Source organism: Pseudomonas sp. JY-Q (assembly GCF_001655295.1).
Taxonomy (GTDB): Bacteria; Pseudomonadota; Gammaproteobacteria; order Pseudomonadales; family Pseudomonadaceae; genus Aquipseudomonas; species Aquipseudomonas alloputida.
The window spans coordinates 1,694,546-1,718,500 of the sequence record NZ_CP011525.1 but is presented as its reverse complement, the minus strand read 5'-3'; the positions used below and the strand labels follow the sequence as shown (position 1 = coordinate 1,718,500).

16 protein-coding genes are annotated in these 23,955 nt (G+C 57.7%); 13 read left to right on the top strand and 3 right to left on the bottom strand.

The genetic code is table 11. The features are described 5' to 3' along the window. Positions 1 to 57: 57 nt before the first annotated feature. The 3 genes from AA098_RS07690 to kdsB all read left to right on the top strand — a co-directional run bounded on the left by AA098_RS07690 (position 58) and on the right by kdsB (position 5,776). Entirely contained in the window at positions 58 to 3,540 is a 3,483-nt protein-coding gene (locus tag AA098_RS07690; protein ID WP_082916867.1) for an HAD-IA family hydrolase, read from the top strand. Positions 3,541 to 3,628: 88 nt separating this feature from the next. After that, positions 3,629 to 4,471: a 3-deoxy-8-phosphooctulonate synthase gene (gene kdsA, locus AA098_RS07685; protein WP_054889456.1), complete on the top strand. Its 843-nt coding sequence runs from the start codon at positions 3,629 to 3,631 to the stop codon at positions 4,469 to 4,471. An 18-nt stretch (positions 4,472 to 4,489) separates the two neighbouring features. Further along, positions 4,490 to 5,776 carry a 3-deoxy-manno-octulosonate cytidylyltransferase gene (kdsB, locus tag AA098_RS28140; RefSeq protein WP_082423715.1) on the top strand — a complete coding sequence of 429 codons (1,287 nt, stop codon included), beginning with the start codon at positions 4,490 to 4,492 and terminating at the stop codon, positions 5,774 to 5,776. A 55-nt stretch (positions 5,777 to 5,831) separates the two neighbouring features. Here kdsB and AA098_RS07675 read toward each other — a convergent pair whose 3' ends face one another. Together AA098_RS07675 and AA098_RS07670 are read right to left on the bottom strand one after the other, a co-directional pair. After that, positions 5,832 to 7,133 carry a hypothetical protein gene (locus tag AA098_RS07675; RefSeq protein WP_054889455.1) on the bottom strand — a complete coding sequence of 434 codons (1,302 nt, stop codon included), beginning with the start codon at positions 7,131 to 7,133 and terminating at the stop codon, positions 5,832 to 5,834. A 156-nt stretch (positions 7,134 to 7,289) separates the two neighbouring features. Next, positions 7,290 to 8,222: an SIS domain-containing protein gene (locus tag AA098_RS07670; RefSeq protein ID WP_054889454.1), complete on the bottom strand. Its 933-nt coding sequence runs from the start codon at positions 8,220 to 8,222 to the stop codon at positions 7,290 to 7,292. 459 nt (positions 8,223 to 8,681) lie between these two features. Between AA098_RS07670 and tkt the strand changes: the two genes are divergently transcribed. The 10 genes from tkt to AA098_RS07620 all read left to right on the top strand — a co-directional run bounded on the left by tkt (position 8,682) and on the right by AA098_RS07620 (position 22,593). Further along, the gene (tkt, locus tag AA098_RS07665; RefSeq protein ID WP_010955539.1) at positions 8,682 to 10,679 is read left to right on the top strand and encodes a transketolase; all 1,998 of its coding nucleotides are present in this window, start codon (positions 8,682 to 8,684) and stop codon (positions 10,677 to 10,679) included. A gap of 369 nt (positions 10,680 to 11,048) precedes the next feature. Next, on the top strand, positions 11,049 to 12,107 hold the full coding sequence (locus AA098_RS07660) for a phosphotransferase (RefSeq protein WP_177331647.1): 1,059 nt from the start codon (positions 11,049 to 11,051) through the stop codon (positions 12,105 to 12,107). Between the two features lie 301 nt (positions 12,108 to 12,408). Then, the gene (locus AA098_RS07655; protein ID WP_054888764.1) at positions 12,409 to 14,430 is read left to right on the top strand and encodes a capsular polysaccharide biosynthesis protein; all 2,022 of its coding nucleotides are present in this window, start codon (positions 12,409 to 12,411) and stop codon (positions 14,428 to 14,430) included. Next, complete coding sequence (locus AA098_RS07650; protein WP_054888763.1) at positions 14,370 to 15,689, top strand: capsule biosynthesis protein; 1,320 nt, start codon at positions 14,370 to 14,372, stop codon at positions 15,687 to 15,689. The genes AA098_RS07655 and AA098_RS07650 overlap by 61 nt, the downstream gene beginning before the upstream one ends. After that, the gene (locus AA098_RS07645) at positions 15,686 to 16,462 is read left to right on the top strand and encodes an SDR family oxidoreductase (protein WP_019437269.1); all 777 of its coding nucleotides are present in this window, start codon (positions 15,686 to 15,688) and stop codon (positions 16,460 to 16,462) included. Before AA098_RS07650 ends, AA098_RS07645 begins: the two co-directional genes overlap by 4 nt. 7 nt (positions 16,463 to 16,469) lie before the next feature. Then, positions 16,470 to 18,017 (top strand): LTA synthase family protein, encoded by a 1,548-nt coding sequence (locus AA098_RS07640; protein ID WP_082916866.1) that lies wholly within the window; start codon positions 16,470 to 16,472, stop codon positions 18,015 to 18,017. Between the two features lie 4 nt (positions 18,018 to 18,021). Continuing rightward, the gene (locus AA098_RS07635; RefSeq protein WP_054888761.1) at positions 18,022 to 18,588 is read left to right on the top strand and encodes an N-acetyltransferase; all 567 of its coding nucleotides are present in this window, start codon (positions 18,022 to 18,024) and stop codon (positions 18,586 to 18,588) included. Then, positions 18,588 to 20,732: a capsular polysaccharide biosynthesis protein gene (locus AA098_RS07630; RefSeq protein WP_064614027.1), complete on the top strand. Its 2,145-nt coding sequence runs from the start codon at positions 18,588 to 18,590 to the stop codon at positions 20,730 to 20,732. Before AA098_RS07635 ends, AA098_RS07630 begins: the two co-directional genes overlap by 1 nt. A 3-nt stretch (positions 20,733 to 20,735) precedes the next feature. Next, positions 20,736 to 21,779, top strand: coding sequence for a phytanoyl-CoA dioxygenase family protein (locus tag AA098_RS07625; protein ID WP_004577660.1), 1,044 nt, complete (start codon positions 20,736 to 20,738; stop codon positions 21,777 to 21,779). A 358-nt stretch (positions 21,780 to 22,137) separates the two neighbouring features. Next, entirely contained in the window at positions 22,138 to 22,593 is a 456-nt protein-coding gene (locus tag AA098_RS07620) for a transposase (protein ID WP_054888756.1), read from the top strand. A 9-nt stretch (positions 22,594 to 22,602) separates the two neighbouring features. On the opposite strand, the gene AA098_RS07615 is transcribed toward AA098_RS07620, so the two are convergent. Next, positions 22,603 to 23,955: an aminotransferase class I/II-fold pyridoxal phosphate-dependent enzyme gene (locus AA098_RS07615; RefSeq protein WP_054888755.1), complete on the bottom strand. Its 1,353-nt coding sequence runs from the start codon at positions 23,953 to 23,955 to the stop codon at positions 22,603 to 22,605.

Here is a 23,955-nt window from a genome sequence, read left to right as displayed (position 1 = left end):
TTGGATTTAATCTACATCTTCGGTGCTAGACACGGAAGTTAAGTTAGCGAGATCGAAATGCATCCTAAGGTATTTTTGTGCTGTGACTTTTTAATGACTCGACCCGAGACCCAACGCTATCATTTACGTTGGGTATCAACCATTTTGAAGACCGCACTTAAGCGTGCTCTACATGTCGAGCCCGAAACCTTTCTAAGCGACCAACAAAGCACTTTTAGTCGTCGTGAGTTTTTCGCCCACAGCGGAATAATTTTAAATGAGTCAGAATCTCACTTCCACTTCAATGCAGAAGAAATTTCTGCGAAGTCAATCAAACTAATAAAATCATGCCTCAGTGAGACTATTCTTATAGGCTATGAGCTTTCGGAAGAAACTCGCAATCTTCTCACAGCTGCCGGCGTGCCTTACATCGACATATGGCTTCACCCCATTCGCTTCCTAGACGATAACTTCTTTGCTTTTAGATCCAACATAGACTCCATTAATGACGTACTCGCCAAGCATCATCTGCGCGACAACGTATACACTCTGTATGCAGACAAACTAAAAGTCCAATCCTACATGGGATGGGATAAATACAAAAATGGACTTGACAACACCCTAAAAGGCAACTCCGCACTATTTGTCGGCCAAACACTTACTGACAAGGCAGTATGCCGCAAAGGTACAATGCTGAACGTTCTTAATTTCAAAGATGAATTTACAGAACTGACAAAAAAATATAGCCATGTCTATTTTTCTCGCCACCCCATGCTCAAAGGCGACGACAGCGCTCAGCTTGAGTTTGTACTTTCACACAGCAACACCAGCATAACAACCGAACCAGGTTACAAATTACTTTGCACTGACTCGATTGTTCACGTGGCAGGCGTTTCATCATCTCTGATGTACGAATCAAAGTTTTTTGGAAAAAGCTATAACTACCTCTATCGTCCTGCACTAGATATATTTGACGAAGATAACCCTCATGGCTACCTCTCAATATTCTCGAAATTGCATTCACCTAGTTTCTGGCGAGATGTGCTTGGCGAGTTCATTCCAACTCGGGAGCAGATCGAAGAATATGACTTCTTGAGCATCAACTCTAACTACAGAGATATGCTCTCCCTTTATTACAACACTCATGTATTTGATAAAAATCATGCGGTATTCGCGGAAACCAACAAACCCAAGATTACTAAGCGCCAAGAAAAACCTGATGGCAACGCAAAGGTCGCCACTGACAAACTGCAGGCAAACCCACCAGCACTTAAAAAGCTAGAGAAACTTATCGACCAACATCAGGTAATTTCCTTCGATGTATTCGATACTCTTCTTCAGCGTAAAACTTGGGTACCAGGCGATGTCATTACACTCACTGCTTTCCGAGCCCAAACCGAACTCGGCATTGTCGCTGAGGATTTCATTCGAGCTCGCCGGGAAGCGAAAAAGCACTCTACCAAACACGAAGTTCCGTTAACTGAACGTTACGAAATTATCGGGCGGCTTTTGAAAGTTGAACCAGCAATCGCCCAGAAGCTATATGAATATGAAATACAGGTTGAAAAAGGCCTACTCGAAGCGCGCACGATAGGCAAAGTCGCACTAGAATATGCCCAATCACGTGGAAAACGAGTAATTATCACGTCGGACACTTACTTTACACACGATCAAATCAAAGAATTCCTTGCGGATGCAAACATCTATCCTGACGAGATCTATGCATCTAGCAGCTTTGATAAGACCAAGGAAGCTGGAAACCTATTTGAAGTGCTGGTCGAAAAAGAAAATGGACAAATCCTGCACATCGGTGACAATTACAAGGCAGACATTGTCAATGCAAAACCACACAGCATCAGGCCGAGCTGGGTAATCTCCAACCACGACCAGTTTAGAAGTAGCACCCCACAATTCGTAAAACTAACAGGACCTTACGGTTCTATTAAAAATGGTCTCTCCCAGATCAATACGACTAGTTACCCTTCTATTACAGCCGGCGCCGGATACACTAGCGGTAAAGCCTTCAATCTCGGCTACAACATTGTAGGAGAGATGATGCTCTCCTTTGCTTCTTGGATTATCGAGAAAGCAAGAATTGACGGCGTAACCTCTCTTTACTTCTTGGCTAGAGACGGCGAAATTGTAAAGAAAGTCGCTGATGAGTTGCTTGGCAGAGTAGCAGGCAACAAGATAACCACTCACTACCTGCTGGCATCTCGTCGGGCAACACGCGTTATATCTTTGATGTCGCGCACCGATGTCGAGCACGAAATTGATCAAGTTTTAGTAGAGTATGCGAAGAACCCCAATAAATCCGACCTGCATCAGTATCTCTCCCTGCGGTTTGGACTTAATTCCAATACGCTTACCGAGCTAGGCATTACTCAATTCGACCCCAAAGTTACTGGCCGCGACGAGCCGGTGCCTACAGAAACTCTCAAAGAATGGCTTACTGCGGAGAACTTCATTAATCGAGTTCTAAGCAATGCGGCTGATGAACGAGAAATTTACTCTGAGTACTTAGACCAAATCGGCCTGAGCGACTCCAATGAGCACGTTGGATTCGTAGATATTGGCCATAATGGGTCGCTGCAAGCAAGCCTCGCAAGAGCTAGGAACCTTCGCTCGACACGCGGCTATTACTTCTGCACTTACGATGGAATCGACTCGACTCTCAATGCCGCAAACGGAGACCATCGCGGTAACGGCTTCTACAGGGATAGAATTAGCACCGCTGATCGGAGCCAGAAATACATTAAGTACGCTTTGGTCATTGAGTCCCTATTCCTCAATGATAAAGGAACATTTCTCCGCCTGAGCAGAAAGAATGACACGCTTATTCCATCTTTCCTGGAAGGAAATGAGCGCGCACGAATCAACTTCAATACGGCTATTCACGAGGGCTCACTGAAATATACTCAGGACCTTCTAAATACTATCGAGAAATGTTTTGACTCCGTAGATATTAGTCATCTGTGGATGCATGATGATGCGTGCGGCCGGCTATTCTCTATGCTTGAATCCCCCATGCTACGCGATGCCGAGGTTTTCTCTGGAATTACAATCGAAAACTATTTCGCAGGTCGACCACTCCGATACTTCGTACCACCCAAAAACCAACTCGATATCAAAACGGTTCTCTGGAAAGAGGGCACTCAAGCACTTATCAATGGTATAAACGCTCAAAAACAAATAGCGATCGAGAAAACAAAGTCCATAAACCTAGAACTCAAGACCAGAGCTCGAACCGACATACATAAACAATATGTAAACCTTGAAACGTCCGCAAAAAAACTATACGCGGCCAGAAACTTCAAGGAAGCGGCCAACGAGTTCCGTAGCGCGTTCGAGGCAAGCCCATCGAAGCCCAACTTACTGCGAGCAGCATCCGAAGCTTTTTTGCTGGCAAACGACAAAAAATCAGCTATCGAAACTTTAATCCAAGCTCGAGCTCTAATGCCCGAAAACAAGAAGCTTAGGAAGAGGCTTCTAACAGTGAAGCATCCAATACTAAGAATATTGCTTGGAGAAAATCGATACGAGGTATCAGAAGACTTCTAATACCTTAGCAGGAGTGCCCTAGAGCACTCCTTTACCAAATGCGTATTAAAATCCCAGAACTCCCAAGCCATAGCCAAGGCATCTAACGATGATTAAAATTGCTAACAGCATTCCATGTTCGAACTCCTCTCCTTTCGTGCTCTTCGGTGGGGTCAACGTCCTAGAATCGGAAGAACTTGCGCTAACCAGTTGTGCGGAATATGTCCGCGTCACTGAAAAGCTCGGCATCCCATATGTATTCAAGGCCAGCTTCGATAAAGCAAATCGTTCTTCAATTCACTCATATCGTGGCCCTGGACTGGAGGAAGGCCTGCGTATTTTTGAGAAGATCAAATCCGAGTTTGGCGTCCCCATCATCACCGACGTCCACGAAATATACCAAGCAGCACCGGTTGCCGAAGTTGCAGATATATTGCAGCTTCCAGCATTTCTTGCAAGGCAGACAGACCTAGTCGTCGCCCTAGCGAAAACAGGCAAAACGATCAACATCAAAAAGCCTCAATTCTTGAGTCCTTCGCAGATGCAAAACATTGTGCACAAGTTCAAAGAGGCAGGGAACGATCAACTGATCTTGTGCGACCGCGGCTCCTGCATGGGCTACGACAATCTCGTTGTAGATATGCTGGGCTTCGGAGTCATGAAGAAAACGTGCGACGATCTTCCCGTTATATTCGATGTTACCCACGCTCTCCAAAACCGCGACCCGTCGGGTGCGGCCTCTGGTGGACGGCGCGAACAGGTAGTAGATTTAGCGCGCGCTGGCATGGGAGTAGGCTTGGCCGGGCTCTTCCTCGAAGCCCATCCAAATCCTAACCAAGCCAAGTGCGACGGCCCAAGCGCACTCCCACTCGATAAACTGGAACCTTTCCTGGCGCAAATCAAAATGCTTGATGACCTTGTCAAATCGTTCCCTGTGCTGACGATCTCCTAAGCGAACTGAGAGCAATACATGACACTTTCTGACAAACGAATTGCGGTCATTATTCCAGCACGCTACGGATCTACACGCCTCCCGGGCAAACCACTGCTCGAGATCGCGGGTAAACCTATGGTGCAGCATGTATATGAGCGCGCTCTACAAGTCGCTAGTGCACAACTCGTAGTAGTAGCCACCGATGATCAGCGTATCGCTGATGTTGTTCATGACTTTGGCGGAAAATGCATTATGACTTCGCCGGATCACCAATCCGGCACGGATCGTCTTGCCGAAGTTATGAAGGAAGTAGATGCAGATATCTATATCAATCTCCAAGGTGACGAGCCGTTAATACGCCCTAAAGATGTGGAATTACTTGCAGCTGGGATGTTAGCGGACCCCAATGTGAAAGTAGGTACACTTTGCCATCCGATAAGCGCCCTTGAAGCAAGTAACCCAAATTGCGTAAAGGTTGTGCTCGCGCGGAATGGCAATGCGCTATACTTCAGTAGATCATTAATACCTTACCCGCGTGAAACAGAGGCTGCGCAATATCTCAAGCACGTTGGAGTCTATGCTTATCGTCGCGAGGTGCTGCAGCAATACCCTACACTGTCGCCGCCGATGATTGAGGATACAGAGAAGCTTGAGCAGCTACGTTTGCTGGCTGCAGGATACTGCATCCGCGCTTTCTCTGTAGAGCCCACCAGCCCAGGTGTTGATACAGTCGAGTGCTTAGAAAAAGTACGCGCACTGATGAGTGGGCAAAAACCAAAACTTAAAATCACGCTGGCAGATATCCGCTTGGTCATTACAGATGTTGACGGCGTACTGACCGATGGGGGAATTTACTATGATTCTAATGGTGAGTGTTTCAAACGATTCCACGTCCGAGATGGCATGGGCATCCGCTTGCTTGAAGAGAACGGTATAAGGGTAGCTGTACTATCAGGACGCGACTCCCCAGCTTTACGCAAACGAGTAGCAGATTTAGGTGTGACCCTTTTCCAATTTGGTGTCAAAGATAAATTTGCAGCTTGTAACAAGCTGATGAGAGAAGCTGGTGTGATGTCCGATCAAACTGCTTGCATTGGTGACGATAGTATCGACTTGCCAGCATTTGCAGCTTGTGCAATATCGTTTGCTGTAGCAGACGCGCCCGCATATGTAAAAGCTGCTGCAACCATAGCATTGCTAACAGAAGGTGGGGCTGGTGCTTTTCGCGAAGTCGCTGACGCGATCCTTTTAGCTCAAGGCAAAGACGCTGCATTCAGCACTGCAACTGGCTACGCAAAGGTTATGGCCAACATGGCTCAATAACGGGGAGCTCTGAGGGGTGGGTGGAATACAGCCTAACACCCACCCCTCAACAAGGTTAAGCTGTTTTAGACCAGTCAAACCCCTCGAAAATCCTTGCCATTTTCTCATAGCATGCGACGGTAGGATGTATACTACCGTCAACAATTAGATGCCTCACACTTTCGAAATAAGCTCGAATATCTATAGTACTGAAATAATACCTATCAAGCAACTCGGAATAATTCCATATTGGATGGCGATATTTACCATCCTTATTGAGGTAATTACTATTTAACTGATTAAACTCTTCTCGACCATTAAGACACCAAAACCAAAACTTCACCGAGCTATATTTTGAATAATAATCAAGCGCCTGGAGCCCCAGATCGTAACACTTCTCTGAATTTTCATGAGAAACTGCTTCCTGCTTAATCAGGCGCCCTTCCTTTACAGGCATGTCAACCGCCACATTTCCAATCCGGAAGTCTGGAACAAACAGCACTACATTATCAAACCACTCTACCCACCAATCGATTAGGTTTCGCAATTGATCACTAAACAGTGAAAGTGCAGGTATTGGGTACACATGGTAACCCTCTGGCCTCTCAACCGCCCCCTTCTGACTGAAGGTATACCATCGCTCTATATGAGATGGCCCGACGATCATATTTTTGGCATAATTTTCCTGAACCTGCCCCTTCGCCGTATTTATGTGAACTGTTCTTTTTAGTAGCAGATCAAACTTACCATCACAGATATTCTCGATCAATTTTTCATTATCGAAATAGTCTACCGAACCTTCACCACTGGACTGGATCGCAGGTGCAATATCGTATTTCCACCATTTCTTGCCAGTTAGTCGCCGTATCAACTCAGCACTAAACCGATACCCTACGATCTGGGCAGGGACACCAGCGACAATGGCATAGGGTGGCACATCCTCGACCACATGTGCATTCGGCTGGACAATGGCCCCGTCATTAATTACCACACCTTCTTGAACGATCGCCCCTTTACAGATCAGAACATCACTTCCGACAAATGTGTATTTAGATTGCTCAAGATAAAAACGGGATGTTTTGATGGAGCGTAAATATTCATCCGCACCAGCAAATGGGAGATTTTTCGCAAAAGCGTGATTTGAAAAATTTTTTGCGCGAATTGCCGGGTATCCGATGTGGCACCCACCCTCGATAGTACTAAAGCGCCCCATAAACAAGTTTTTTGCATAAGCCCCCTTATCAATCAGGGAGTAGGCACCAATGAAAAAGCGCGACAGGAGGATACCATTAACTACTGAGTTCTCCTCAAGCAGCCCATCGCCACTTAGGCCTTTTTCATTTACAACAATACCGAAATCTTTCAAAAGCTCATGCATATCAACTACCACTTATTCTTAAAATTCAAAAATTGATAGCCACTGAACATCCCTCCATAGGAGCGGCCTTTAGTAAAACTCCAGAACTCCTACCATTAAAACAGTCACTGAACTGGATATTGATCCTAACTTACCTGGCAAGGACCGTAAAATTGGCTAGTCAAAAATTTCAACCACACCAACAACTGAATCGTTAGCGTCTGTAACAGCTAGCGCGCGGATTTTATTATCTCGCATGAACGCCTCAGCCTCTGAAAGCTGCGCATCCTGAAGGATAGTCCTTGGCTTACCAGTCATGAACTCGGCGACTGTGGAGTTTATAATTGTTTCATCTTCAAGCAATGCTCGGCGCAGGTCGCCGTCGGTAACAATCCCAACCAACTTGTCGTTATCCATGACCACGGTCAACCCCAGGCGGCTCCGCGTCATCACCAACAAGCAGTCGTGAAAGCTTGTGCTAGGCTTAACCACTGGTGCTGGCGAGTGCATCACATCGCAGACGCGAGTCAACAACTTCCTACCCAAACTGCCACCAGGGTGATAACGAGCAAAGTCCACCGGTTTAAATTGAATGGCCTCGATTAGCGCCACGGCAAGTGCATCACCCATAGCCATTGTAGCCAATGTTGATGTAGTTGGCGCCAAATTATTCGGACAGACTTCACGCTCGACAGAAATATCGAGCCAGATATCAGCATGCTTGGCCAACGTCGATTTACCATTTCCGGTCATCGCAATGATTTTATTACCGAAAGACTTAAGACTTGGAATCAGTTTGATTAACTCTTCAGTCTCACCGCTGTAGCTGATAAGAATCAGAACATCGATCGGCTTCAACATCCCCAGATCACCATGGAAGGCTTCAGCTGGATGCAGGAAAAAACTTGGAGTACCAGTGGAAGCGAAGGTCGCTACCATTTTTTGACCAATCAATCCCGATTTACCCATTCCGCAGACGACTGTGCGGCCTTGACATGCGAGGATGAGCTCGATGGCGCTCTGAAATTCGTTACCGATACGGTCAGCTAGCTGGGTGACGGCCTGGGCTTGGGCGATTAAGGCTTCTTTGGCGATGCGGAGGTGGTTCATTGTCATCCCTGAAGACGAAGATATCTTAAACTCTGAATAGTAAGGTTTTTGGATCACCAAGCAAAGCATATCGATACGTTTAATCGGTTCGAGGCTGATTGGCGGCTAGCGGCCCGCTCGCATCACTCTCTCCTCTTCGAACCAAAAGGTGGGATACCGCATCGTTCGATGCCGGATGGAGGTTCAGAACCTCACGCTTACGCTCCTTTCAGCCCTTCATAAGGCTCAGATACACGGCGAACTGTAGATTCATAGCCCCTACCTCCCTACCTTTGTATGCTGAGGATCCAATGCAATCATTGCACCGGCTCAGCAGCTACCAAGCCTCTGAACTAGCGCCAGTGGGCTATTAACGCTCATACAGTCCTCACTTCACGCTCATCCGAGCTTGCTCGATAGGTACCTCTAGGCCAGAATGCGCGCTTTTTGCCACCCCAACCTAGCAGTCAGGAGACAACGATGCCTAGTCGTCGTGAGCGTGCCAACGCCATTCGCGCCCTCAGCATGGACGCAGTACAAAAGGCCAACAGCGGCCACCCAGGTGCCCCCATGGGCATGGCGGATATCGCCGAAGTGCTTTGGCGCGACTATCTGAAGCACAACCCAAGCAACCCGAGCTTCGCCGACCGTGACCGCTTCGTGCTGTCCAACGGCCACGGTTCGATGCTGATCTACTCGCTGCTGCACCTGACCGGCTACGACGTCACCATCGATGACATCAAAGGCTTCCGCCAACTGCACAGCCGCACCCCGGGCCACCCGGAATACGGCTACACCCCAGGCGTGGAAACCACCACCGGCCCGCTCGGCCAGGGTATCGCCAACGCCGTGGGCTTCGCCCTGGCCGAAAAAGTGCTGGCTGCCCAGTTCAACCGTGACGGCCACAATATCGTCGACCACAACACCTATGTGTTCCTCGGCGACGGCTGCATGATGGAAGGTATCTCCCATGAAGTCGCCTCGCTGGCCGGCACCCTGGGCCTGAACAAGCTGATCGCCTTCTACGATGACAATGGCATCTCCATCGACGGCGAAGTGCACGGCTGGTTCACCGACAACACCCCGGCGCGCTTCGAAGCCTACAACTGGCAGGTGATCCGCAACGTCGACGGCCACGATGCCGAAGAAATCAAGATGGCCATCGAGACCGCCCGCAAGAGCGATCGCCCGACCCTGATCTGCTGCAAGACCACCATCGGTTTCGGTTCGCCGAACAAGCAGGGCAAGGAAGACTGCCACGGTGCCCCGCTGGGCAACGACGAAATCGCCCTGACCCGCCAGGCCCTGAACTGGAACCACGGCCCGTTCGAAATCCCGGCCGACATCTACGCCGAGTGGGATGCCAAGGCCGCCGGTGCCAAGGTTGAAGCCGAGTGGAACCAGCGCTTCGACGCCTACGCCAAGGCCTACCCGGAGCTGGCTGCCGAGTTCAAGCGCCGTGCCAGCGGCGAGCTGCCGGCCGACTTCAGCGAAAAGGCCCAGGCCTACATCAACGAAGTGGCTGCCAAAGGCGAAACCATCGCCAGCCGCAAGGCCAGCCAGAACGCCCTGAACGCCTTCGGCCCGCTGCTGCCCGAGTTCCTCGGCGGTTCGGCTGACCTGGCCGGCTCCAACCTGACCCTGTGGAAAGGTTGCAAGGGCGTCGAAGCCAATGACGCCAGCGGCAACTACGTGTTCTACGGCGTGCGCGAGTTCGGCATGACCGCCATCATGAACGGCGTTGCCCTGCACGGTGGCCTGGTACCTTACGGCGCGACCTTCCTGATGTTCATGGAATACGCCCGCAACGCCGTGCGCATGTCGGCCCTGATGAAGCAGCGCGTGATCCACGTGTACACCCACGACTCCATCGGTCTGGGCGAAGACGGCCCGACGCACCAGCCGATCGAGCAGCTGACCAGCCTGCGCAGCACCCCGAACCTGGACACCTGGCGCCCGGCCGACGCGGTGGAATCAGCCGTGTCCTGGAAAAACGCCCTGGAGCGCAAGGACGGCCCATCGGCGCTGATCTTCTCGCGCCAGAACCTGCAGCACCAGGACCGCGATGCCCAGCAGATCGCCGACATCAGCCGCGGTGGTTATGTGCTCAAGGACTGCGCCGGCGAGCCTGAACTGATTCTGATCGCCACCGGTTCCGAAGTGGGCCTGGCTGTTCAGGCCTTCGACAAGCTGACCGAGCAAGGCCGCAAGGTGCGCGTGGTTTCCATGCCATGCACCAGCGTGTTCGATGCCCAGGACGCTGCCTACAAGCAGTCCGTGCTGCCGCTGGAAGTCGGCGCGCGCATCGCCATCGAAGCTGCCCACGCCGACTTCTGGTACAAGTACGTCGGCCTGGAAGGTCGTATCATCGGCATGACCACCTACGGTGAGTCGGCGCCGGCTTCGGCATTGTTCGAAGAGTTTGGCTTCACCCTGGAGAACATCCTCGGTACTGCCGAAGAGCTGCTGGAAGACTGATACAAGTAAGGCGAGGGCCTTTGGCCCTCGTTCGCGGCACAAGGTCGCTCCCATAGGGTATTGCGCACGCTGCCCTCTGTGAGAGCAGCCTTGAACCGCGGATGCACCGCATTTGCTACGCAAAACATCTTCAGTGGCGTGCGTTACTACCCTACTGTTTGGGGCAACAGCCAAAAGAGAACAGAGCCCCCGAAATCAACCCTCTCAGAAGCGAAATGCCTTAGGTTGACTAGCTTCAAACACCATGCTGCTCAGCCTCTTGTCCTTCTAAATCAATGTCTTGATGCAATTTCTCATTGTGCCCAAGACTCTCATACAGCAGCATACCCTTCCTTCACTGCTTTAAGCCGGACGCATGGCATTGCCAACATGGATGTAATTACCCCACCTACAAGCCCGCATTTGAGCAGCAAAACGCTCTATCGCTGGCAGCGGGCTTCTCTCGAAGAGCACCTGCGCGCGCTAAGACCTGAATGGGCCGACAAGCCGCTGGAGATCACCAGCGAAGTGTTAGGCGGCAACGCCTCTTTTGTGAAATACGTGCGGCATCATCGCCTGGTTGATCCCAGCACCGGCCAGCCGGTCGAGATTGTGGAAAAGTCGATTCGCAAGCTAGCACTGATCGGAAGCCAGGAAGCCCGCTTCCATCGCACCGAGGGAATGCTGGCTGGCAGCAAGCACTTCCATTACCCCGCCTGCTTGGGCGTGATCGAGACGCCATCTGAGAGCTTGATCTTCACCGAGTTCGTGCGCGGCAAACCGCCGCGAATGCACAAAATTGCCAAGCAACTGGCGCTGGGTATGGCCGAGCTTGAAGCACTCAGCCACGACTATTTGCAAGCCCAACCGCTTGGCAAGACCCCCCTGTTGTGGAGCATGGATTTCTTCAGACCATGGTTCCTCTTGCGACCACGCTTCAACTTTGCCCGCTGCTTCCCAGAGCTGGTTAAGCTTGGGCTTGAAGACCAGCGTTTTTCCGGCCTGGCAGAACACTTCAAGGCGTTTGTACCGCTGACTCATAAGATGGCAGCCGAGGCCCGTCGCAGCCCCCGATGTATCAGCCACATGGATTACCTGCAGAAAAACCTCTTCGTCGATAAGGGCCAACTTCACCTCATCGACTGGAGCGAGGTAAAGGTAGGGCGGATTGGCTTTGACGGCGGCGCCTACCTGGGCAGCCTGTTCCGGCGCAAAGACATGAAGGTATTCCTGGCAGCACAGGCCGAGTTCATCGAAACGTACCGAGCAGCCCTGCCGGAGCGCTTCGATGTGGAACAGGCGCTAGGGAACTTGCGCTACGTGTTCCTCCTCACAGCGCTGTTCCATTGCTTGCGCCCAGAAACGGTAGCTGAGTACAAGGAGCGCGACCGGATGGGGTTATTGCTGGAGAAATACCACTATTTGCTGGGGATGCTGGAGCAGGAGTAGATGAGCTTTTGTACCCATGGGGGAAAAAGCTTCGCGGGTAAACCCGCTCCTACAGGCGTGCGTTACGCTCCCAAGCGGCGCGGTACGCCGCGGTTTCGGGGAGTTTGCCGGGATCGGATGTCATTTTGATGCCATAGGTCATCATCTGCACATATCGTCTAATTTCTTTTCGCGTTTTTTGCCCAGCGGCACGCCTACAAATGTGAATTTGTATTAAGATTCGCCATCCTTTGTTTCCACCGGACCCGCAGGGCTATAAGCCCATGCCGCCCCTTTGCTGAATGGATGCCGCTCCACGTATATGGACGACGCTTCGCCCCGCCCTCGCCTGCTGATCCTGTCAAAAGGAGCCCAGCGCATCAGTACGTTGCCTGCCTTGCTGCCCGAATTCGCGCTGCAAAGCGGTGCTGTGCGCGATGTCGAGCTCGCTGATTGGGTAATGGCCTGGGGCCGCAAGCCAAGCGCCATCAAGGCAATGGCCGAGGCGCACAAGGCTGGCAAGCCCGTTCTCACGCTGGAAGACGGCTTCATCCGTTCCGTGGGCCTGGGCGCCGACGAGCCGCCCCTGTCGCTGATCGTCGATGACGTGGGGGTGTACTACGACGCTTCCCAGCCGTCCCGCCTCGAACAGTTGATCGCCACGCCCCTCGACGCCGAGCAAACCCAACGTGCCCTGGCGCTACGTGACCTGTGGCAGCAGCAACGGGTGTCGAAGTACAACGACGCACGCATCGAGCTGCCAGCGTTGCCGGCCGACTGCGTGCTGGTGGCCGACCAGACCTGTGGCGATGCCTCGTTGCAAGGTGCAGGGGCCAGCGACTTCCGGGCCATGCTGGAGGCGGCATTGGCCCGCTATCCGCATAGCACCATCGTGCTCAAGGTGCACCCCGACGTGGTGGCCGGGCGCAAGGCCGGGCACTTCGACCTGGCAGCGCTGGCCGGCAACCCGCGGGTGCAGGTACTGGCCCACAATGTTCACCCGGCCGATTTGCTGCCACGCATGCGTGCAGTGTTCGTGATGACGTCGCAATTGGGCTTCGATGCCCTGCTTTGGGACGTACCGGTGCACACCTGGGGCATGCCGTTCTATGCCGGCTGGGGGCTGACCGACGACCGCTTGCCGGCACCTTCACGCCGCAAGCCTGCGCCGTTGGCGCAACTGATTCACGCCAGCCTGGTGGCCTACCCGCGCTATGTCTGCCCAGAACGTGGTCAGCCGTGTACGCCAGAGGTGCTGATCAACTGGCTGGGCCTGCAACGGCGGCACCGCAGCGTGTTGCCAAACACCGTACAGATGCTGGGTTTCAGCCGCTGGAAAGAACCGCTGGCAAACCTGTTTTTCAATGGCGCGGCCATTCGCTTCGTCAAGCCCGAGCAACCGCTGGCGCAAGACTTGCCCGTGGTGTCCTGGGGCTGCAAGCACGACACTCACCTTTGCGCCCACCCACTGCCCGTCAACCGGGTGGAAGACGGCTTTCTGCGCTCGGTCGGCCTGGGCGCCGGCAAGGCGCGACCGTTGTCGTGGGTGGTCGATGACCTGGGTATTTACTACGACGCCACCCGGCCTTCCCGCCTGGAGCGCATCCTGGCTGAAGAGCCGTTCGACCCGCAGTTGTTAGCCCGCGCGCATGCTTTGCGCTTGGCCATCTGCGCGGCGGGGCTGACCAAGTACAACTTGCCCGGCGCCAGCTGGCAGCGCCCCCCGCATGCGCAACGGGTGATCCTGGTGCCTGGCCAGGTGGAGGGCGATGCGTCCATCCGCTTTGGCGGCAACCGTATCCGCAGCAACCTGCAACTGCTGCGCGCCGTGCGTGAGCAAAACCCTGATGCGTGGGTGCTGTACAAACCCCACCCAGAGGTATTGGCCGGCACGCGCGCCCGTGGTGACGACGAAGCGCAAACCGTGCACTGGTGCGATGAAGTGATCGGCGATACGCCACTGCAGCAATTGCTGGAAGTGGTCGACGAATTGCATGTGCTGACCTCGCAGTCGGGCTTCGAGGCCCTGCTGCGCGGTGTGCCGGTGACGACCTATGGCCAGCCGTTCTACGCCGGCTGGGGGCTGACCCGCGACATGGACCTTCAAGCACCGGTGCAGGCACGGCGCAGCCGACAACTGACGCTGGACCAGTTGGTAGCGGGCACGCTGCTGCTCTACCCCACTTACGTAAGCCTGGTGACCAACCGCTTCACCACCGCCGAACGAACCTTATACGAACTACAAAATTGGCACGCCTTACCGCAGCCTGGAGCTCCCTCCCGATGGCAGGACTTGAAACGACGCTTGAGCAGTTTGTTGGGCATGAAGCGCCCGACCAACTGAATGCAAGGGCGACGCGTGGTCCGCTGCTGCGTATCCCGTCACACAATTTTCTGCTGCTTCAGGGTGTCAGTTCGCCCTTCTTCAGCCGCCTTGCCAAGGGGCTGCGGGATATCGGCCAGCGGGTGCACAGTGTGCGCTTCAACGTCGGTGACGCCCTGTATGGCCCCGGCGGCGCGCAGCTGACCTGCCCGCACGCCCCGGAAGACATGGAGGCCTGGTATTCACAGGTGTTCCGCCAACTGGGTATCACCGACCTGGTGCTATTCGGCGACTGCCGCCCGGTACACCGCCCGGCCGTGACCCTGGCGCGGTTGTCGGGTATTCGCGTGCACGTGTTCGAGGAAGGCTACTTTCGGCCCTATTGGGTGACGCTGGAGCGCGATGGGGTCAACAACAACTCGCGCTTGCCACGTGACCCGCAGTGGTACCGCGATGTGGGCAAGTACATTCCGCGCTATCAGAATGGCAACCCGTTCAAGCTGTCGTTCGCCGCACGTGCCACGCACGATGTGCTGTACCACGCCGGCGGCGCGCTGAACCGGCTGTGCTTCCCGCGCTACCGCACCCATGCCCCGTTCAACGCAGCCAAGGAGTACGCCGGGTTTATCCGCCAGGGCATGCGCCTGCTGCGCGCCCGTGTGCATGACGACGCGCTGGTGGCCGAAGTGGCCCGCGAGCGGCACCCCACGTTTTTGCTGCCCTTGCAGCTGGACAGCGATGCGCAAATCCGCGACCACTCGCCGTTCCAGAACATGACCCAGGTGATCGAGCATGTAATCGACTCGTTCTCGCTCAACGCGCCCTTCGATGCGCGCCTGCTGGTGAAAAACCACCCGTTGACGCCTGGGCTGGTCAACTACCGCAAGGTCACCGAGCAGTTGGCGCGCAAGTACGACGTGGCCGAGCGTGTCGACTTCATGGAAAGCGGGCACATGCCTACGCTGCTCTCGCACATCACCGGCATGATCACCGTCAACAGTACCGCGGGGGCTTCTGCATTGCTGCACCACCGCCCTACCTGCACGCTGGCCGAGCCGATCTACGCGATGCCGGGGCTAACCCATCAGGGCGGGCTGGATGATTTCTGGCAGCAGCCCGAAGCGCCCGACAACACGCTGTTTCAACGCTTCCGCAACACGGTCATCCACACCACCCAGGTCAACGGCGGCTTCTACACCGCCTGCGGCATGGACATGGCCGTGGCCAACTGCCTGGAAGTGCTGATGGCGAAAACCTCAAGAATCGAAAAATACCTATGAGTTCGCATGCCTCACCCCGCTGCATCCTCATCACCGGCGCCACAGGCGGTATCGGTGGCGCGTTGGCGCCTGCCTACGCCGCCCCGGGGGTGACGCTGATCCTGCAAGGCCGGCGCCAGGACCGCCTGGCCGAAATGGCCGAACAATGCCGCGCCCTGGGTGCCCAGGTGCTGCTGGAAGCCCTCGACGTGCGCGACCTGGACGCCCTGCGGGCCATGGTGCGCCGGGTGAGCGAGCAGCATCAGCCCGACCTGGTGCTGGTGGGCGCGGGGCTTAACACCGCCGTGGGCGCCAATGGCGAAGCGGAAGACTGGGACGAGAGCCGCGCCCTGATGGAAGTGAACGTGATGGCCGCCCTGGCCACTGTCGAGGCCGCCCTGCCCGCCATGCGCAGCCGTGGCGACGGGCAGATCGCCCTGTTCAGCTCGCTGGCGGGCTGGCGTGGCTTGCCGGTCACTCCGACCTACAGCGCCAGCAAGGCCGCTATCCGTGTGTATGGCGAGGCCATCCGCGACTGGCTGGCGCCGGAAGGGGTGAAAGTGAATGTGATTGTGCCGGGGTATGTGGAGTCGAAGATGTGCTTCGAAATGCCCGGGCCTAAACCTTTTCTGTGGACCGCCGACAAAGCGGCCAGGCGTATCAAGCGCGGGCTGGCGGCGAACCAGGCGCGTATCAGCTTTCCGTTCCCGCTCAACCTGGGCACCTGGCTGCTGGGGCTTATCCCGCAGTGGCTTTCTTCGATGATCCTGCGTGGGTTGAAGTACAGTGATTGATGTTTCCATGTTGCCGGTCGCTTTGATCGGCCTGGGCTTGACCGTCGCGGTCGAGCGCCTGCTGGTTCCCCGCCCTGCCCTGCGTCGCCCGGCCGATTGCTGGCTGCTGCACGCGGGGCTGTGGTGTGTGGCCTTCGGGCTGTTGTATGCACTGACGGCGCGGCCGTTGTTCAGTGGCGTGAATGTGTTGCTGCTGTGGCTGCTGATCGTGCTGGTCAGCAACGCCAAGTATCACTCGCTGCGCGAGCCGTTTGTGTGTGCAGATTTCGAGTATTTCAGCGATGCAGTGAAGTTCCCGCGGTTGTACTTGCCGTTCTTTGGCTTTGGCAAGGCCGCGCTGCTGGCGGTGGGCTTTCTGGTTTACCTGTGGGCGGGGTTGAACTTCGAGGTGGCGGGCGCGCGGCTTGAGGCGTTGCTGCCGTTGGCGCTGGGCCTGGGCTTGCTGCGCCTGGGGCATCGGCCTGTGAAGCCGAGCTTTGATGCCGAGCAGGATGTGCGTGGCTGGGGCTTGGCGGCCAGCTTGTGGCGGTACTTCTGGGCGGCGCGGGCGTCGGTTGACCGGGACGGGCTGGGCTCGCCGTTTGCTGGTGTAAGTGTGCCGGCCTCTGGGCAGCCTGCATCGCAGGCGACAGCGGCCCAGGCCGGGGCGCTGCCGGACTTGGTCTCGGTGCAGAGCGAGTCGTTCTTCGATGTGCGTGGGCTGTGGCCTGGCGTGCGCCCGCAAGTGCTCGACCAGTACGACCTGTTGGCCAGCCAGGCGCTGGCCCGGGGCAAACTGCAAGTGGCAGCCTGGGGCGCCAATACGGTGCGTACCGAGTTCGCCTACCTGACCGGCATCCCTGCCGACCGGTTGGGCGTGCACCGCTTCAACCCGTACCGGGTGCTGGCCCGCCAAGGCCTGCCCAGTATCGCCTCCAGGCTCAAGGCGCAGGGGTACCGGACCATTTGCATCCACCCGTACGACGGTGGTTTCTATGGCCGCAACAAGGTGTTGCCGGCATTGGGCTTTGATGAATTCATCGATGTGAAGGCGTTCAACGCTTCGCAAAAGGCCGGGCCGTTCATTGGTGATTGCGCCGTGGCAGACAAAATCCGCGCGCTGCTGCAGGCGCCAGGCCGCACACAGCCGCTGTTCATCCATGCGGTCACCATGGAAAACCATGGCCCGTTGCACCTGGAAAGCGTAGCCGCGCACGAGCTGCCCGCCTGGTTCGACCGCCCGCTGCAACCGGGCATGAAAGACCTGGCGCCGTATGTGCGGCACATTGGCAACGCCAACCGCATGCTGGGCATGCTGCGCGACACCTTGCTGGCCCAGCCGAACGAGGCGCTGCTGTGCTTCTTTGGCGACCATGTGCCGATCCTGCCCGAGGTGTACCAGGCTGTTGGTGCGCCCGCAGGTGATACCGACTACCTGGTGTGGTCCAACCGCCGCCAGCCTGGCTGCGGGGCCAAGCCCATGCCGGTGCAGCAGTTGTCGAGCACATTGCTGGCCCATGCCCTGGCGCCGGCAACCCGCCAGGACACGCCCATGGCCAGTGCCGGGGTAGCCTGACAACGTGGTGCGTATCGTTTTGGGATCGGATCTGTCGCCCGAGCGTGCCGCAGACCCTGCCTTGGCCCGCTTGCTGACCGAGGGGCGGGGGTCGCTGGCGTTCCTGATTGGCAATACGGCCTGCCGCTATCGCTTGCTGGGGGCGGCTATCCACTGGGACCGTGTGCTGCTGGCTTTCGACGGCGAGCAGGCACTGGGCTTTGCCGCATTCAAGCATGGCCGGCGCGGGCCGTTTGCCTGGCACTGGCGGCCGTTCGTGCGTGAGTTTGGCCTGTTGAGCGGCTGGGTGCGGTTTATCGGGTTCTGCCTGAGCGAACTGCGCGAATGGCGCTACCCGTTCTTGCTGTACGGGCTGCGGGTCAGCAAGGCCGCACGCCAGCACGGCGTAGGCTCGGCGCTGGTGCAGGCGTGCTGCGCGCACGCCGCCGGCCAGGGCTTTACCCAGGTAGAGCTGGAGGTGCCGCTGAGCAATCATCGGGCGCAGCACCTGTACCTGCATAATGGCTTTGCCCTGCGCCGCAAGCGCTGGGTGCCGTTCCCGCCGGTGCGCAACATGTGGCGGGCCGTGTAATGCACAACACGCCTCCCTTTGTACCCCACCCGCCCGAAGGTTACTCGCCACCCGATGCCCTGGTAGACGGCACCGGCTGGGTCGGCATCATGTCGCAATGGGTGGCCTGGAAGGTCCTGCACCTGCCGCAGTTCCTCGGCCCGGAAGGCCCGCCCTTCTGGCTGTGGCGCCGTGGCCGCAAGGCGCCCAAGGGGCTCAAGGCCATTGCCGGTATCGGCTACAAGCAGTCGTCGGCCCATGCCCGGGTGCTGTGCCAGCGCTGGGGGCTGCCCTACATTGCGCTGGAAGACGGCTTTTTGCGTTCTTCTTCGCTGGGCATCGAGGGCGATACGCCAATGTCCATGGTGGTCGACCCGGTGGGCATCCACTACCTGGCCGACCGCCCTTCGCTGCTGGAAAACATCCTGCAGCAGCCCGAGGCGCTCAGCGCATACGAACTCAATTGCGCCCGCGAACTGATTGCCTTGATGCGCAGCAGCGGCATCGGCAAGTACAACAACGCCCAGGACCTGCCCGACGACGACCCGCTGGGCCGTGAACGACCGCTGGTGCTGGTGGTGGACCAAACTGCCGGGGATTATTCGATCCCGGGCGGCGGGCTATGCGAAGCCGACTATGTGCGAATGCTGGATGAGGCCCTGGCAGAAAACCCGGATGCCGACGTGCGCGTTCGCATTCACCCAGATTGCCTGGGCGGGCAAAAGCCCAGTTGTCTGCTGGATGCCGCGCGGGCCCGTGGGGTAACGCTGGAGGCGCGGCCGGTAGCCTGGGCGTCACTGGCCCGGCGTGCCCGGCGCGTGTACGTGGGTACCAGCCAGGCCGGGCTGGAGGCGTTGATCCAGGGCGTGCCGGTCACCTGCTTCGGGCTGCCGTTCTATGCGGGCTGGGGGCTGACCGATGACCGCATGGCCATTGCTCGCCGGCAGGCACGGCCAGACCTTGTGCAACTGGTGGCGGCGGCCTATGTGCGTTACTGCCGTTATGTCGACCCATTGAGCGGCCAGTTGACCGATGCCTTGACCGTTGCCCGCCAATTGGCCAGCAAGAAAGCCCGCGATGCTGCGTTTGCCGGCCCCACCACGGTGCTGGGCGTGAAGCGGCACAAGCAGCACAACATCCGGCGTTTTTTCGCAAGCCGTTGGGGGCAGCTGCGCTTCAGCGTGGACAGCCCGCAACTGATAAGCCAGGTAGCGGCCGAACAGGGTCGGCTGCTGGTATGGGCTGCGCGCGAGCCGGCCGGCCTGGCCGAACGTGCGCGCCAGGCGGGGGTGCCAGTGTGGCGGGTCGAGGATGGTTTCTTGCGCTCCACGGGGTTGGGGGCGACCAACAGCCCGGCGCTGTCACTGGTGCTGGACCGGGGTGGCATTCATTACGATGCGCAGTCTGCCAGCGACCTGGAGCAGCTGTTGCAGCATGGCGAATTTGACGCCCCATGCCTGGCCGAAGCGGCGCGCTTGCGGGCGCAGATCGTTGCCAGCGGCACCAGCAAGTTCAACCTGCGCAGCAATGTGCGCCCGGCGCTGCTGGGGCAACCGGGCCAGCGGCGGGTACTGGTGGTGGGCCAGGTCGAGGATGATGCCTCGGCGCTGTGCAGCGGTGGCGGTGCCGGGTGCAACCTGCGGCTGCTGCAACAGGTGCGCGCGCGGTTGCCGGATGCCTGGATTCTGTACAAGCCGCACCCCGACGTGGAGGCCGGCAAGCGCCGTGGGCACATCGCCCCGGCACAGCTGGTGGGGCTGGCCGATCAGGTACTGGCGGGTGTGGACATCGCCAGCCTGTATGGCCCGGTCGATGCGCTGCATACGCTCAGTTCCACCGCTGGTTTCGAGGCCTTGCTGCGCGGGCTGCCGGTGGTCACCTATGGCACGCCGTTCTATGCCGGCTGGGGCCTGACCGAGGACCATCAGCCCTTGCCCCGCCGCACCCGGCGTTTAACTCTGGACCAGTTGGTAGCCGGCGCCTTGTTGCGCTATGCGCGCTATGCCGACGTCCAGCAAGACCTGCCCTGCGATGCCTGGCACGCCCTCGCCTGCCTCAGCGCGCCCCACCCGGCGCCGGTGGCCTATCGACGAGTGGCGCCGTTGCTCAACTATACCCGGACCATGCTCGGCTGTGGCCGGCCATTGGCCCCATCAAAGGACTAGATCATGCCTGTTTCGATCAAGGACATCGGCCGTTACGCGGCACTCCCCTGGCATTGCCTGCAGTTGGCTACCCATGCCAAGTCGTTCGAGAACAACCCGGTGCTGGGCAGTGCCCGGCTCAATGCCTTGGGCCTGCATGTGCAGCGTCGTCAGCTGGCGATGGCCATGGCAGGTTACCGTCGCAATGCGCTGGCCTCGCGGCTGGATGCCGGTGAGCGCGCGCATTTTGAGCAGAACGGTTTTTTCATTCGCGAAAACGCCCTGCCTGCCGAGCAGTTTGCGGCCTTGCGCGCCGAGCTGGGTGCATTGCGCAGCACCGGCTGGGAAATGCGCCAGGGCCGCGCGGTTACCCGCCGGGTCAGCCTTGACCAGGACGTGCTGGCGCAAAACCCGGCCAGTGCGGCGTTTGTGGCGGACCGTGGGGTGCGCGACCTGATTGCCTATGCGTCGTCCAATACCGGTGGCATTACCTACCAGTTGCAGTCGATCGTGATCGACGCCGCCAATGCCGACCAGGACCCGCAGACCCGCCTGCATGCCGACACCTTTCACCCCACGGCGAAGGCGTGGTTGTTTCTGGACGATGTGGCGGATGACCAAGGGCCGTTCAGTTATGTGCCGGGGTCGCACCGCCTGACGCCGGAGCGTTTGGCCTGGGAGTACCGTCAAAGCCTGGGGGCGGCGCGCTCCGGCGAGCAGATGCACCGTGAGGGTTCGTTCCGCATCGACGAGCCCGAGCTGGCGGCCCTCGGCTTGCCGCCGCCCCGTCGCTTTGCCGTGCCAGCCAACACCTTGGTGGTGGCGGACACGTCTGGTTTCCATGCCCGTTGTGCAAGCCATCAGGCCAGCCACCGCGTCGAGATTTATGCCAGCCTGCGGCGTAACCCGTTCATCCCCTGGCGCGGGGCGCACCTGTTTGCATTGCCATGGATTGCCAACCACCACATGCGTTGGGATATCCGGTTGAAGCGGTTGATGGGGTTTGGCAAGAAGAGCCATTGGCGGTTTGTGGAGCAGTTGAATGCGTATGAGGCACCGCATATCTGACCCACGCCCAGTCCCCGGCCCGGTGGCTGGACGCAGGCCGTCGTGTAGGAGCGGGTTTACCCGCGAAGAGGCCGGTCCTGCGGGCCAATATCCCTGGCCGTTCACCGTTGCTGCCGCCACCGTATTCGCGGGTAAACCCGCTCCTACGCCGATCGGGGGGGGGCACAGATCGGTGGTTGGGCGCAGACCGTCGTGTAGGAGCGGGTTTACCCGCGAAAGGGCCGGGCCTGCTGGCCAATATCCCTGGCCAATCACCGCCCCCCTGGTCGGTGGGCACATTCTGCAATGGTTGAATCGCTGCTGGCGTCATGTGGGCGTCTACGCTGGCTCGAACTATCGAAGCCTCAAGGATGACCCCATGCAATACGCCCACGCCCACCATCTGCGCCGCCACCGGGTTTCACACCCCGGCAGGCTATACATGCTGACCACAGTCACCCACCAGCGCCGCCCCCTGTTTCACAACTTCAACCTGGCCAGGCTGGTGGTCAATCACCTGCGCCAGGCAGACCGGGAAAACAGCTGCGCCACGCTGGCCTGGGTCGTCATGCCCGACCATGTGCACTGGCTGATAGAACTGAAACAGGTGACGCTGGCCACGTTGATGCGCCGCTTCAAATCAAGGTCCAGCCATGCCTTGCACAAGGCTGGTGTAACAGCCACCCCCATCTGGCAGGCGGGCTACTGCGATCGCGCCATGCGCAAGGATAATGATCTGCTCAATACCGCCCGGTACATCATTGCCAACCCGGTCAGGGCCGGCCTGGCACCCAATGTCGGCGAATACCCACACTGGGATGCCATCTGGCTGTAAGCGTGGCCCTCACCCCAGCCGCGCCATCTCCTGCGCCACCACCGCAACGGTATGCCTGATCTGCTCTTCCGTATGCTCGCAAGACACAAAAAACCGCACCCGCGCCGAATGCTCCGGCACCGCGGGGTACAGGATCGGCTGGGCATTGATGCCACGCTCGAACAGGGCGCTGGACAAGCGCCCGGCTTTGAACGAACTGCCGGTAATCACCGGGATCACCGCCAACCCGGTACTGGTCGCCGTGTCCAGCCCAGCTTCACGCGCCAGGCGCAGGAACAGCTCCCCGCGCGCCTGCACTTGCGCTACCCGCTCGCTGTCAGCAGCCAGCAGCTTCAACGCTGCCAACGCAGAGGCCGTGACCGCCGGCGGCATGCCAACACTGTACAAGAAGCCCGGCGCCAGAAACTTCAGGTGCTCGATCAGTGCCGTGCGGCCCGCAATGTACCCACCGCAACTGGCCAGGGTCTTGCTCAAGGTCCCCATCCAGATGTCGACGTCATCGCCAGCCAACCCAAAATGCTCACGAATACCTTTGCCCGTCGCCCCCATCACCCCCAGTGAATGGGCTTCATCCACCATCAGGAAAACCTTGTGCTTATGCTTGAGCTCGACGAACCGGGGTAGCTCGGGGTAGTCGCCGTCCATGCTGTAGATGCCTTCCACCACCACCAGCACCCGCTCGAAGTGCTGGCGTTGCTCGCCCAGCAGGCGGTCCAGCGCCTGCCAGTCGTTGTGGGCAAAGCTCAGACGGCGGGCACCCGACAGCTGGATACCCTGCAACACGCTGTTGTGAATCAGCTCGTCATGCACCACCAGGTCGCGTGGCCCGAACAGGTAGCCGATGGTGGTGACGTTGGTGGCATGGCCGCTGACCATCACCACCGCATCGTCCACCTCGTACAGGCGCGCCAGTTCGCGCTCGAGTTCGCGGTGCAGCGGGCGGTCGCCAGAAACGGGGCGGCTGGCCGACACCGAGGTGCCGTAGCGGTCGATCGCCGCCTTGGCCGCTTCGGCCACGGTCGGGTGGCCGGAGTAGCCCAGGTAGTTGTAACTGGCAAAGTTGAGAAACTCGCGCTCGCCAATCTGCGTCTGAGCACCGGCGGTGCCCTGGTGCATACGGAAGAACGGGTTGCTCACGCCCAACTGCATGGCGCTTTGCTGGATTACCCGCAGTTGCTGGTACCCCGGGTGCTGATCAAAGCGATAGTGCGCTTCGGGCACCTTCAGGGCAGCCTGCTGTACCTGCTCCAGGGTGGCGCCCTGCTCGCCCTCGGCAGCCACATGGCGGCGCCGGGCGAGGGCTTGCTGGATCAGGCGTTGCTTGGCATCACCACCAAGGCCGGTCGGGGTTCTGGCTGTCAT

What these genes read in the sequence shown, in the direction of transcription:
- AA098_RS07690 (WP_082916867.1), top strand. Translation starts at nt 58, where the DNA reads ATGCATCCTAAGGTATTTTTGTGCTGTGACTTTTTAATGACTCGACCC.
- kdsA (WP_054889456.1), top strand. Translation starts at nt 3,629, where the DNA reads ATGATTAAAATTGCTAACAGCATTCCATGTTCGAACTCCTCTCCTTTC.
- kdsB (WP_082423715.1), top strand. Translation starts at nt 4,490, where the DNA reads ATGACACTTTCTGACAAACGAATTGCGGTCATTATTCCAGCACGCTAC.
- AA098_RS07675 (WP_054889455.1), bottom strand. Translation starts at nt 7,133, where the DNA reads ATGCATGAGCTTTTGAAAGATTTCGGTATTGTTGTAAATGAAAAAGGC.
- AA098_RS07670 (WP_054889454.1), bottom strand. Translation starts at nt 8,222, where the DNA reads ATGAACCACCTCCGCATCGCCAAAGAAGCCTTAATCGCCCAAGCCCAG.
- tkt (WP_010955539.1), top strand. Translation starts at nt 8,682, where the DNA reads ATGCCTAGTCGTCGTGAGCGTGCCAACGCCATTCGCGCCCTCAGCATG.
- AA098_RS07660 (WP_177331647.1), top strand. Translation starts at nt 11,049, where the DNA reads ATGGATGTAATTACCCCACCTACAAGCCCGCATTTGAGCAGCAAAACG.
- AA098_RS07655 (WP_054888764.1), top strand. Translation starts at nt 12,409, where the DNA reads ATGGACGACGCTTCGCCCCGCCCTCGCCTGCTGATCCTGTCAAAAGGA.
- AA098_RS07650 (WP_054888763.1), top strand. Translation starts at nt 14,370, where the DNA reads ATGGCAGGACTTGAAACGACGCTTGAGCAGTTTGTTGGGCATGAAGCG.
- AA098_RS07645 (WP_019437269.1), top strand. Translation starts at nt 15,686, where the DNA reads ATGAGTTCGCATGCCTCACCCCGCTGCATCCTCATCACCGGCGCCACA.
- AA098_RS07640 (WP_082916866.1), top strand. Translation starts at nt 16,470, where the DNA reads ATGTTGCCGGTCGCTTTGATCGGCCTGGGCTTGACCGTCGCGGTCGAG.
- AA098_RS07630 (WP_064614027.1), top strand. Translation starts at nt 18,588, where the DNA reads ATGCACAACACGCCTCCCTTTGTACCCCACCCGCCCGAAGGTTACTCG.
- AA098_RS07625 (WP_004577660.1), top strand. Translation starts at nt 20,736, where the DNA reads ATGCCTGTTTCGATCAAGGACATCGGCCGTTACGCGGCACTCCCCTGG.
- AA098_RS07620 (WP_054888756.1), top strand. Translation starts at nt 22,138, where the DNA reads ATGCAATACGCCCACGCCCACCATCTGCGCCGCCACCGGGTTTCACAC.
- AA098_RS07615 (WP_054888755.1), bottom strand. Translation starts at nt 23,955, where the DNA reads ATGACAGCCAGAACCCCGACCGGCCTTGGTGGTGATGCCAAGCAACGC.